Below are 10,908 nucleotides of genomic sequence, written 5' to 3'. Positions count from 1 at the left end.
AAGCCTTTAGATTGGTTGATGTTGGGCGAATCAGTGACTATAAAAATATGCAGCAGAGCGAGACTTCACTTCCGACGCGGCAGAGCAGGACTGCTCAATCAAAGACATACTCCATCCCATAGAGCCGGTTTGCCTAGATTGCAATTCTTACTTGATCGGTGGTTTTGGAGCATGAATGGATGCATAACGGGCCGAGGATCTCATGACTTACCGATTTTCCAAGACGCATCGAGTTGCCCGGGCAGCAGCGTTATCCGCAGCTATCGTCGTCGCTGCGTGCGGCCAATTTACCGACGCAAGTAGAGATGATACGAACAATGCCTCGAAGACGCTAACCGCCGAGATTCCGTACTACCTTCCTAAGGCGGTGTTTATGGCGACCGTTACCCGAGAGTTGCTTGAGTGTGACGTCTCGAAGCCTGCACCGAAGGCACCTAGTGCCACCCTCCGAATTATTATTAAGACGAGCATCGTTTGGACGTCAAGAATTGAGAGCGACATGCAACGGGAGAAGAGAGTTTCCCTGGTCGATCTGCAGGGAGCCTTGAAGACGGTTGATGCGTCGATCGACCTTTCGACCGACGCGCAAACAATCGGCATGTTGAAGTCGGTCAATGTGCAAACGGAAGATAAAACAGCGGCGATCATCGGAAACCTTGTTGGTAGCGCAATCAAGGTCGCCTTGATTGCCAACCCCATATCGCCGAAGGTAGTGAACGAAAAGAACGAAACAGAGTCGGAAAGTACTCTGAGAAAGCAATGGTGCGGCGCGGAAGCCATCGCCGCGCTTGATGAAATCGCGCGCCTAGAGGGCGGCGTTTCGGCGGTCAACGTTCGCCAACTTGATGCAACAGCAACGTCCGCCAGGATAAAGTCACTTAAGGACAAGTGGTTGATGGAAACATCGGATGTGACACTTTCGCCATATCCGGCTCCTTCGACGCCTGTTAACCCAGCCGACGCGGCAGTGACAGAAGGAAGGCTTAAGTATCTGCCGTTAAGGAGTGACACGCAAGAGAAGTGGTTGACAGCAGCCGGACGAGATAAACTAAAGGGCAAGATGATGGTCGACAAACAATTGATCGCTCGCGATCTGGTAGTGGGCTTGCTCATCGATGCACCACAATACCCGTCTTCTTCTGCGGCGATCGAGCCAAGCACCGGTTTGTTTTACCTTCAGCCTGCCGCAGTCAAGTTAATCGGTTGTCGTGGCGAGTGCTTTGACGACAGCAAAATGCTGCTAGCGGAAAATGAGAGATTGTCGAATATAGCGTCGACTCTGCCGCAACTGGGGCGGTTAGTAGAGATACCGCTCAAGGGTGGAATGTTTGCAGGCAGGACGGTTGGGTTGTCGTTCGATTCGAGTGGAGCCGTGTCAAAGATTACTTTCAAGTCGGATTCGGCCGCGGCCAATGCTGCTGAATCGCTAAACAGCGCGCTTGGTCAGGTGCAAAAGTATGTGCAAGACAGGCACGAAGCGAACAAACGGGATCAGGAAGCAGACCCACCCGATGTACAGGCAATGAAGCAAGAGAAAGAGCGACTCGATGCGCAGAAAGCTCTCCTTGACGCGCAGGCGGCAGTGACAGCGCCGCCAAGCGGAGAACTTACGACAAAACAGATTGAAGAGCAGACGGCGCGGTACAAGGCGCTGAAGGGACTCGTTGAAGCAAAGAGCGAGTATGACGCGGCTCTGAAGCAATGATTGCTAAGATCGTCGTCGTTGTGGCAGTGCAGTTCAGCCTACTGTCTATTGGTATTTGCATTCCTTTATACGGCTTTGCTCAAGATTACACACGTCTGATCTACGAGGCGCAGGCGAGGGTAATGTTGGAGGAACGGGCAAAAGAAGCAAACACAAAGGTATGGCTGCGCACGACAGAAAACCATAATCCGGCGTTTCAGGGGATTATGCAAGAGTACTTGGGAAAGCAACCGACCGCGCGCGTTTCTGTCCGAGCAGACCAGGATACCTTGGATAAATCGATACATTACCGGGCGTATCTTCTAAGCGTCGCCCGTGCAGTTGATCCGCGAACGATCACTGCAGTAGCGCCTGAATTGGAGCCGTCCACGCTGGAAGCGATGGCACGATCTCCCGCGCCGGTGGACCCCGTTCTCGTCGAGCGCCTGAGGAAGTCGCTTCCTTTAGGAATCGTCGAGCTTCTATCGAACCTCCAGGTTAAGCTCTACATGCCAGGTAGTGGAACGGACGCGGAGCCTCCCGCAACGTATCCAGGAGGCCAACCGTCTTTTTTACCAACAAAGCAAGGCACCATCGACGCAATTGTTTACCGACGCGGTTTCCCGGAGGTTGCGATTATCGCTGACGTGGATATTATTCATTGCACGGCAACCCATTTGGGCCAAGGTTGGCTTATAACAGCCGCTCACTGCGTGGGACACTATCTAAGCGCGGACCAAGGTGATCGCTTTGAACTCGAGTCGAAGTTGTCGTTGTCGGTCATTTTTCCCGACGAGCTTGGATCAGACTGCCTTAGTGAGTCGTTTGATAAGGATATTGCCGCGCCTCGGCAATGTACATTCCGAAAGCACAAGCTGGTATCGATGCCAGCGGTGAGTGACGTTTATCACGATAGCTCGCGCGGAGACGTAGCTCTGCTCCGGATCGATCCAGCATCGACCGAAAACAGAAGTACCGCCTTAGTTTCGTTCGGTCCGCCCCCACCGGATAGGAGCGTCACCGTGGCAGGCTTCGGGAGGCGTTCCTCTAATGAGCCCCCGTGGAAGCTCACCGTCGGATTTCAACAACTTAATATCACTAATGATCCAACCGAGGTAACGACGACAAACAAAATGCCGACCTCGCCATGTTCAGGCGACTCGGGTGGCCCCATGTTCAGGGGCACGCAGCTTGGCCTCAAGAACGAACAGCATCTCATCTTCGCGATTACCAGTGAGTCTGCCTTGTCCGATCGTTCAAAGTGTAACGCGACGACTGATGCATATTATCCGAGGTTAGCCGACGAGCCAGTCAAGAAGTGGTTCTGCCTGAAGCTGACTGACGTTGTCGCTGCTTGCAAGCCTCCGTAGCATACTTCGAACTGACGATATCAAGCTAGATTCTGCGAGGGGAGCGGAAGTGTTCCAGGTTTCGAGCGGCACCGCGAGGCAACCGCAAACGGATTTCCACCAACTGGTAATGGACCCTGCCAGCAGCGAGGTGGGCCGTAAGCGCTCGGCAACTCACCTTGATTGTGGTTGAAGCGCTTCCGAGTATCCAAGACAGCATCATCCCACTAGCTCCCTGAGGTACCACCGGCAGCCAACAACTTCGTTAGTGCGCGGTCGTAAGGCGCCGGGCAGAGAATAAGGCTGAAGCGCAGCAATCAACCCAGCGATGGGGCGGGGGTAAAATCGGCAATCCGCTTGGCCCGCAGTCCGGACCTGTCCGCCAATGCCCACAACAGTCGACAAATGAAGTCGTCTCGCTGAGTTCCGGCGATGGCCGCGCCAAGGCTTGACTGACAGCAATGCGCTCCTTTCCCAGACCAGACGGCAGCAACAGTGCGAGGGTACGTATGGGCATCAGTATACCCGACAGTCGCACTCTCGAAGCGTCGAACGACAGGAATGGAACTTAGAGCCGCCGCACGAAGGCCGATGCCCGAAGGTCCGCAAAGGCCGAGGAACCAACATTCGCGGGAGGACGGGCTCGTCGAGAAGGCACGGCTCGGGGCCGCCTGAAGGAGCGAGACTCGCTGACGGTAATCCCCGGCAATCGACAAGAGGGCCTTAGCGGACTCGACGATGTTTCGTAACGCGGCCGCTATCGTCGGAATGGAGGCGCGGGATTTTGCCACCGGCCAGAGGGGTGAGAGCGGAGATCGGTCGCATGATTGGCCGCGAATGGCCGCGACCCCGATACGTTCGCTCGCTAATGTCGGGACCATCGGGCTAGAGAGCGTTCGACGCTGTGCTGCGTCAACTCGATCGCGCCTGACGTGCCGCGAACAGACACAGCATCTCGTACATCAACGTTGCGGCGACAAGGGCGGTGTTGCCGCTCGGATCATATGGCGGCGACACTTCCACCACATCACCGCCGACCCAGTTTAGCCCGTCGAGTCCGCGCAGCAACGCAAGCGTTTCGCGCGTCGTCAATCCGCCGATTTCCGGTGTGCCGGTGCCGGGCGTGAAGACGGGATCGAGCCCATCGACATCGAGCGAAAGATAGACGGGCGCATCGCCCACCACCCGTCGCGCTTCCTCCACGATCGCCGCCGCCCCGCGTTCCTCGAACTCTTCGATGAACACCACGCGCATGCCGTGATCCAGCGAATAACGCCAGCCTTCGTCTGTATTCTGCGCACCGCGTATGCCGATCTGAATCGTGCGCGTCGGATCGAGCAAACCCGCTTCGACCGCGCGTCTGAACGGTGCGCCGTGCGTGAACTTCGAGCCTTTGAACGCGTCCCAGGTGTCGGTGTGCGCATCGATATGCACGAGCGCGAGCGGTTGCTTCGGCGCGATGGCCTGGAAGACCGGATAAGTAATCGAGTGATCGCCGCCCGCGATCAGCGCCATCTTCCCGGCGCGAAACACGGGCTCGAAAAAGCGGCGAATATCGGCGTGCGCGGCTTCGAGATCGTAAAGATGCTCGAAGGGCACATCGCCGATATCGGCCACGCGGCACGCTTCGAACGGATTGAAGCGCGTGACGTGATGGATGGCGCGCATCATCGTCGACATATTGCGGATTTCGCGCGGGCCAAAGCGCGCGCCCGGACGCGCGGTTACGCCGCCGTCGAAGGGCACGCCCGCCAGCGCGATATCGAGCGCCGCGAGATCGCGCTCGAACGGCACGCGCATGAAAGTGGGAATGCCCGCGAAGCGCGGCAACTGCATCTGCGAAAGATCGGTGGTGGCCATGATAGGAGTTCAGTGATCAGAACGTGGGCGGCGTGTTGACCCACAGAATGCGCGTGACCGTATCGCCCGGATTTCGATAGCTGTGCGGCTCGGTGCTCGGAAAATAGAACGAATCGCCCACCTTGAGCGAATAGCTCTGATCGCCGAGCGTGAGTTCCAGTTCGCCTTCGAGCACATAGCCTAGCTCTTCGCCTACGTGATGAATTTGCTCGTCGCTGCGCGCGAGCGGTTCCAGAACGTGGATATCGCCCTGAAGCAATTGGCCCGGACTCGGCACGACGAGCCGTTCGAGCATGATGGAGCCCTCGGCACGCCTGCGTTTGCCCGCTGGCGGAGCGGCTCGCGCGCCCGGAAAGCGCACCGAGGGCCGCTCGCTCGCACGCTGCACGGGCGAAGCCGTGAGGGTCGGCGCGGACAGCAGCGCCGCGACGTTGGTGTCGAGCGCAATGGCGAGCTTGTGCAGCATGGCGAGCGATGGCGTCGCGTGGCCGCCTTCGACCTTCGACAGAAGACTTTCCGAGCAACCCGCCGCTTCCGCGAGCACCTTGAGCGTCATCTGTCGCACCATGCGCGCATGACGCAGACGCGTGCCGAGGCCATCGGCGGCGGACGCCGGCGCGGCGTCGGCTTTAGGTGAAGTACGCGCTGCAGGTGAAGAAGGTCGTTTGCTGGCCACGAATGAACACCATCGAAAGGAAGAAGGGCGCGCTTATGCGAGCACCGTGAACTCGACTTCGAGCGGGTTGAGCGCGTTGATCGGAATGATATCCTGCGGGCACGCCGACATGACCACGACGCAGTCGATCGTGGCCTTGATATCCACGTAATCGCCGGACTTCGACACGGGCGGCAGCCAGTCGATCGAATAATCCGCCTTGACGGGAATGTTCATCCACAGATTGAACGGCTGGGGCACTTCCTTCGTGCGCAGACCGATGGCCTTCAGCGCAAGCCGCAAATTGTCCGCGCAGTTGTCGTGATAGTGCTCGACACCGAGATTGCGATAACGATACAGATCGCACGCGGCAATCAGCGTATCGTGCACGCCGGGCGAAGTATCTGCGACGAGTTCGGCGATCGGGCGTCGCTGGTTGGTCACGAGCGGATCGCCCGGCTGCGGAATGATCTTGTCGATGAAAGCGCGCGTATGTTCGAACGACAGGAACTCGTTCAGATGCTGCGCGTTGAAGATCCACGTATCGCACACTTGCGTGCCGTGCGGATTGGCGATGCGGATGGTCTGGCCCGCCTTCACGCGCACCGCGCGGCCGCAACGCGCGGGCACCGTGTAAGTCGTGCCGATTTCCGGCGTGCCGTCCGGCGAGATCGGTTCGTTCAGCGTGGCGTTCACGCCGTTTTCCTGGCCATTGTCTTCGACGCTTGCGAGGGTGGTTGCAGGGGCGTTCATGTGGGCTCCTTTAGTCGTTGCAGAGTGTGGTGAGGCAATGGGCGAGCGCGCGTGCGCCGAGCACGAGATGTCCCGCGTCCGTTGCTTCGGCTGGGTTGTGGCTGATGCCGTCGATGCTCGGCACGAAAATCATCCCGCTCGGGCAATGCGTGGCGAGATACATCGCGTCGTGGAACGCGCCCGAGGTCAGATGCAGTGTGCGGGCATCGAGCGCGCGGCAGGCTTCGTCGATGCACGCCAACACGGATGCATCGAAGGCGACGGGCGCATGCGTGAACAATGCTTCGATGCGCGCGCCATGACGTTGCGCGATGGCGTGCGCATGTTCATCGAACGCAGCGAGCACGCTCGCGTCGGGATGACGGAAGTCGATGGTGAAGCTCACCGCCGAGGGGATGGTGTTGATCGAGTTCGGCTCGATGCTCCAGCGCCCGAAAGTGACGCGCGTATCGGCGCGGCCGAGTTCGTGGGCGATGGCATCGAGTTCCTGACGCAGCGCGATGGCAAGCGTCATCGCGTCGCGGCGTAGCGGCATCGGCGTGGTGCCTGCGTGGGCCGCGGTGCCTTGCACGTGAAACGCGTACCAGCGCACGCCCTGAATGCCGTTGACGACGGCAAGCGGCACGCCGGCGTCTTCGAGTTGCGGGCCCTGTTCGATGTGAAGTTCGACGAAAGCATGTGCGGCTTCATGCTGTGCGCGTTGGGGCAATCCGGGAAACGCGCGCCGGTGATGGTCCAGCGCCGCGCTCAACGTGATGCGCTCGGAATCCCGCACGTCCGCATAACGCGCCATACGCGACGGCTCGACGAACGCGCTCGATCCCATTGCGCCGGGAGAGAAGCGCGTGCCTTCCTCGTTGGTCCAGATCGCGACTTCGAGCGGTCGGCGCGTGCGCGCGTTCGCATCGTTCAATGCGGCGAGCACTTCGAAGCCCGCGAGCACGCCATAACAGCCGTCGAGCTTGCCACCGGTCGGTTGTGTATCGATGTGGCTGCCGGTCATCACCGGCGCAAGTGCTGCACCGCCTTCGCGCCGGAAGAACAGATTCGCGCACGCATCGACATGCACGCTGCATCCGAGCGCGCGCGCTCGGTCAATCAGGAAGCGCCGCGCTTCGATATCGCGTTCGCCGAGCGCGGGACGGTCCACGCCGCCGTCGCCGCGCGCGCCGAACGTGGCGAGCGTATCGATCGATTCGAGCAGACGGTCCTGGTTCACGGCGTCCGCGATTTGTCTTGCGATCACGACATCGCTCCTTCACTTGCAATCGTAAAGCTGCGTTCGAGCCAGGGTTTGAGGAACTGCTGCAAACGCGGCGTGCGCGTGTTGCCGAACAATTGCGCGGGCGGTCCGGCTTCGACGATCTTTCCTGCTTCCATGAACACGACCTTGTCGGAGATCTTCGCGGCGAAGCTCATTTCGTGCGTGACCATCACCATCGTCATGCCTTCCTGCGCAAGCGAACGGATGACGTTGAGCACTTCTTCGACGAGTTCGGGATCGAGTGCTGACGTGGGCTCATCGAGCAGAATCACTTCGGGTTCGATGGCCAGCGCCCGCGCGATGCCCACGCGCTGTTGCTGTCCGCCGCTCAGTCGCGCTGGATAGGCATCGGCCTTGTGTTCGACGCCCACGCGCCTGAGGGCCGAGTGCGCCTTTTCGCGCGCTTCACGCCGGTTCATCTTCTTCGCGAGCACGAGCGGTGTCGCGACGTTGTCCAGCGCGCTCATGTGCGGCCAGAGGTTGAATTGCTGGAAGACCATCGAAATGGGACGGCGCACGTCAGCGATGCTGGCTTCGCTGTCACGGTCCTTCGCCGTGCGCCCTGGCGATCGATAGCCCAGCAACTGACCTTTGATCCACACTTCGCCTTCGTCGTAGGCTTCGAGAAAGTTCATGCACCGCAGCGCCGTGGTCTTGCCCGAACCGGAGGGTCCGATCAGCGTGACGATTTCGCCGCGCATCACGTCCAGGTCGATGCCCTTGAGCACGCGGTTCTCGCCGTACGACTTGCCGACGGCGCGCAGCTTGAGAATCGGAAGGTCGCTCATGATGTCTTCTTCAGAAACGAAATGCGGGAAGTGGCGGCCTGCGCGATCAGCGACACGGCTTGCGTCAGCAGCCAGTAACACGCGATGAGCAGCGCATACGGTCCGATATACGTGTAGCTCGATGCGACGATATCGCTTGCCGTCATCGTCAGTTCGGGCACGGTGATGATCGATGCAACCGCGCTCTCCTTGATGACGAGAATCGTCTGGTTCGCGATCAGCGGCGCGGCGAACGCGAGCGCCTGCGGCAACTCGATGGCGCGAAAAGCGTCGCGCCGGCTCACGCCGAATGCGGCGGCGGCTTCCAGTTGGCCGCGCGGAACGCTCGCCCACGCCGCGCGAAAGAGCTCTGCAAAATAAGCACTCGAATACAACGCGAGCGAAAGAATCGTGGCCTGGACGGCCGACAACGTCATGCCGATGACCGGCAGCCCGAAATAGACGATCACGAGCTGCGACAGATAAGGCGTGCCGCGCACCAGCCACACGAACGCGCCATAAACGAGCGCGAACGGACGGCCGAGCGCGAGACGCATCGCGTTGAGCCCGAAGCCCGCGACGATACCGATGAGCGCCGCCAGTACGCTCACTTCCAGCGTGGTGCCCATTGCTTCGATGAAGCGTGGAATGAGTGAGATGAAGTTGTGCATGCCGATGCCTCACGGACGCCGAGCTGCGCGCAGCGCGAATACATGACCCGCGCCCGCGAGCAGCGACGTGATCGCCAGATAAAACACCGCCGCGATTGCGTACACCTCGAGCGGCCGGTACGTCGATGACGAAAGCTGCTGTCCCACGCGCATCAGATCGGTCACGGAAATGACCGACACCACCGCCGACGCCTTGACGATATCAATCATCTCGGACACCAGCGCCGGCAGCGTCGCACGCACGACCTGCGGCACCTCGATATGCCACAAGGTCTGACGACGCGTGAGATTGAAGGTCGATGCCGCCTCGATCTGCCCGGGCGCGATCGAGCGGAAACTCGCGCCCAGAATCTGCGACTGATACGCGCCTGTGTTGAGCGACAGCCCGATCACCGCTGCCGCGAGCCCCGGCAATTCCAGCCCGAGCGCGGACGGCACGTAATAGAACACCAGCAGTTGCGCGAGCACGGGCGTGCCGCGCAGTACGCTGACGTACCCGCGCGCCGTCGTGCGCATCAGGCGGCTGTCGCTGACCGACATCGTGTAGACGAACACGCTGACGAAGAAGCCGCAGCAGACGGCAACCGCCGACAGCACGAGCGTCGTCAGCGCGCCGTCGAGCAACTGCGGCAAGTAGCCGATGCAGCGCGTGAGCAGATCGGGACCGTTCATGGCAAGGTCAGATGGAAGGCGCGGGCAGCGTGGTCGGAACGTCCATCGTCGAGCCGAACCATTTCTCCTGGAGCTTCTTCATGGTGCCGTCGCTGTTCGCTTTCGCGATGCCATTGCTGAAGAGCTTGAGCAGGGCGGCGCTGTCGGCGTCCTTGCGCGCGACCCATGCGAAGTAGCTCTTGGGACCGATGGTCTGCGGCAGCACGGCGAACACGCCCGGACGCGACTTCATCAACGGCCCGAGATTGGCGACGGATTGCGCAACCGCATCGAGCCGTCCGACGGCGAGGTCCGCATAGGCTTCGTCGAACGCGACATACTGCTTGACCTGCTTGAGGCCTGGTCCGCCCGCTTCCTTCAGCTTCTTGTCGAGCGCCATCAACGCCTGCAACTGCGCGGAGCCGGTCTGCGAGCCGACCACCTTGCCGTTCAGATCGTTCGGCGTTTTGATAGACGCATCGCCCGAGCGGGTGAGTACGCCGGTGGTCGCATCGGCAACGGGCACGGTGAAGGCGAAATGATCCGCGCGGTCCTTGTTGACGGTCACCGCTGTCACGACGACGTCAAAGCGCTTTGCATCGAGACCGGGCAGCAGACCCTGAAAGGGCAGGTCGAGTTGCTTGACCTTCACATCGGGCAGAGACTTGAGGACGTAGGCCATCAGATCGGCGTCATAGCCGACGATCTTGCCGTTATCGACGTATTCGAAGGGCGCGTAACGCGCTTCCGTCGCAATCGTAATTTCCTTGTTCGATTTGATGCGGGCGAGCAGATCGTCCGCGTGCGCAAACGACGGCGCGGCGGCGTTGAGCGCGAGCGCGCCCGTCAGTGCGGTCAGCAAATGGCGAAGACGTTTGTTCATGACACTCCCCTTGCGCGTGAGCTATTTTGAAGGCAACCAGAATCATATTCAAGTGACTTGAATATAATTCATTAGGCATGAAGCGTGCCAGCGCGAAGGCCACGATCTACGGGACTTAGTCTTCCGACATGCACTGAAAGGGGGGCGTAGAACCAGGCGAATGCACCGCCGCGCACGGCGATGCACCGGTTTGAAGTATGAAGGGGGTAAGTGCGAGAGTCAGCGGAGTCCGCAAAGCACGGACGCAAGACGTCGCACGAGCGACAGCGCGTCCGGCTGCCGTCGCTTGACCAGCAGCGGCGACATCGAGACCGAATACTCGATCAATAACATTTCAGGCGTGACGAAAGCGGCTCGGTACATGGGCGTGT

The 10,908-nt window shown here is 60.0% G+C and carries 11 protein-coding genes; 2 read left to right on the top strand and 9 right to left on the bottom strand.

Translation table 11 applies throughout. The features are described 5' to 3' along the window. Nucleotides 1-202 precede the first annotated feature (202 nt). The gene (locus AWB70_RS11015; protein ID WP_053570264.1) at nucleotides 203-1,705 is read left to right on the top strand and encodes a hypothetical protein; all 1,503 of its coding nucleotides are present in this window, start codon (nucleotides 203-205) and stop codon (nucleotides 1,703-1,705) included. Next, complete coding sequence (locus AWB70_RS11010; protein WP_053570265.1) at nucleotides 1,702-3,054, top strand: trypsin-like serine protease; 1,353 nt, start codon at nucleotides 1,702-1,704, stop codon at nucleotides 3,052-3,054. The genes AWB70_RS11015 and AWB70_RS11010 overlap by 4 nt, the downstream gene beginning before the upstream one ends. Before the next feature lie 891 nt (nucleotides 3,055-3,945). Here AWB70_RS11010 and speB read toward each other — a convergent pair. The 9 genes from speB to AWB70_RS38710 all read right to left on the bottom strand — a co-directional run bounded on the left by speB (nucleotide 3,946) and on the right by AWB70_RS38710 (nucleotide 10,900). Then, on the bottom strand, nucleotides 3,946-4,893 hold the full coding sequence (gene speB, locus AWB70_RS11005) for an agmatinase (protein ID WP_053570266.1): 948 nt from the start codon (nucleotides 4,891-4,893) through the stop codon (nucleotides 3,946-3,948). A 16-nt stretch (nucleotides 4,894-4,909) separates the two neighbouring features. Continuing rightward, on the bottom strand, nucleotides 4,910-5,461 hold the full coding sequence (locus tag AWB70_RS11000) for a cupin domain-containing protein (protein WP_053570267.1): 552 nt from the start codon (nucleotides 5,459-5,461) through the stop codon (nucleotides 4,910-4,912). A gap of 141 nt (nucleotides 5,462-5,602) precedes the next feature. Continuing rightward, nucleotides 5,603-6,301 (bottom strand): DUF1989 domain-containing protein, encoded by a 699-nt coding sequence (locus AWB70_RS10995; protein WP_053570268.1) that lies wholly within the window; start codon nucleotides 6,299-6,301, stop codon nucleotides 5,603-5,605. A gap of 10 nt (nucleotides 6,302-6,311) precedes the next feature. After that, entirely contained in the window at nucleotides 6,312-7,547 is a 1,236-nt protein-coding gene (locus tag AWB70_RS10990) for a M20 family metallo-hydrolase (RefSeq protein WP_053570269.1), read from the bottom strand. Beyond that, a complete protein-coding gene (locus AWB70_RS10985) occupies nucleotides 7,544-8,353 on the bottom strand; it encodes an amino acid ABC transporter ATP-binding protein (RefSeq protein ID WP_053570270.1) in 810 nt (269 codons plus the stop codon). Before AWB70_RS10985 ends, AWB70_RS10990 begins: the two co-directional genes overlap by 4 nt. Then, nucleotides 8,350-9,003, bottom strand: a complete 654-nt coding sequence (locus AWB70_RS10980) for an amino acid ABC transporter permease (protein ID WP_053570271.1) — start codon at nucleotides 9,001-9,003, stop codon at nucleotides 8,350-8,352. The genes AWB70_RS10985 and AWB70_RS10980 overlap by 4 nt, the downstream gene beginning before the upstream one ends. Nucleotides 9,004-9,012: 9 nt before the next feature. Further along, nucleotides 9,013-9,675 carry an amino acid ABC transporter permease gene (locus AWB70_RS10975; protein WP_053570272.1) on the bottom strand — a complete coding sequence of 221 codons (663 nt, stop codon included), beginning with the start codon at nucleotides 9,673-9,675 and terminating at the stop codon, nucleotides 9,013-9,015. A gap of 7 nt (nucleotides 9,676-9,682) precedes the next feature. Next, entirely contained in the window at nucleotides 9,683-10,537 is an 855-nt protein-coding gene (locus tag AWB70_RS10970) for a transporter substrate-binding domain-containing protein (protein WP_014193246.1), read from the bottom strand. A 219-nt stretch (nucleotides 10,538-10,756) separates the two neighbouring features. After that, nucleotides 10,757-10,900, bottom strand: coding sequence for a hypothetical protein (locus AWB70_RS38710; RefSeq protein ID WP_159680220.1), 144 nt, complete (start codon nucleotides 10,898-10,900; stop codon nucleotides 10,757-10,759). Nucleotides 10,901-10,908 lie beyond the last annotated feature (8 nt).

Source organism: Caballeronia cordobensis, from assembly GCF_001544575.2.
GTDB classification, from domain to species: domain Bacteria; phylum Pseudomonadota; class Gammaproteobacteria; order Burkholderiales; family Burkholderiaceae; genus Caballeronia; species Caballeronia cordobensis.
The sequence above is the reverse complement of the archived record's forward strand: the minus strand, read 5'-3'. Positions and strand labels throughout refer to the sequence as shown.

Coding starts and splice junctions, on each gene's coding strand:
- AWB70_RS11015 (WP_053570264.1), top strand. CDS start 203: ATGACTTACCGATTTTCCAAGACGCATCGAGTTGCCCGGGCAGCAGCG.
- AWB70_RS11010 (WP_053570265.1), top strand. CDS start 1,702: ATGATTGCTAAGATCGTCGTCGTTGTGGCAGTGCAGTTCAGCCTACTG.
- speB (WP_053570266.1), bottom strand. CDS start 4,893: ATGGCCACCACCGATCTTTCGCAGATGCAGTTGCCGCGCTTCGCGGGC.
- AWB70_RS11000 (WP_053570267.1), bottom strand. CDS start 5,461: ATGGTGCGACAGATGACGCTCAAGGTGCTCGCGGAAGCGGCGGGTTGC.
- AWB70_RS10995 (WP_053570268.1), bottom strand. CDS start 6,301: ATGAACGCCCCTGCAACCACCCTCGCAAGCGTCGAAGACAATGGCCAG.
- AWB70_RS10985 (WP_053570270.1), bottom strand. CDS start 8,353: ATGAGCGACCTTCCGATTCTCAAGCTGCGCGCCGTCGGCAAGTCGTAC.
- AWB70_RS10980 (WP_053570271.1), bottom strand. CDS start 9,003: ATGCACAACTTCATCTCACTCATTCCACGCTTCATCGAAGCAATGGGC.
- AWB70_RS10975 (WP_053570272.1), bottom strand. CDS start 9,675: ATGAACGGTCCCGATCTGCTCACGCGCTGCATCGGCTACTTGCCGCAG.
- AWB70_RS10970 (WP_014193246.1), bottom strand. CDS start 10,537: ATGAACAAACGTCTTCGCCATTTGCTGACCGCACTGACGGGCGCGCTC.
- AWB70_RS38710 (WP_159680220.1), bottom strand. CDS start 10,900: ATGTACCGAGCCGCTTTCGTCACGCCTGAAATGTTATTGATCGAGTAT.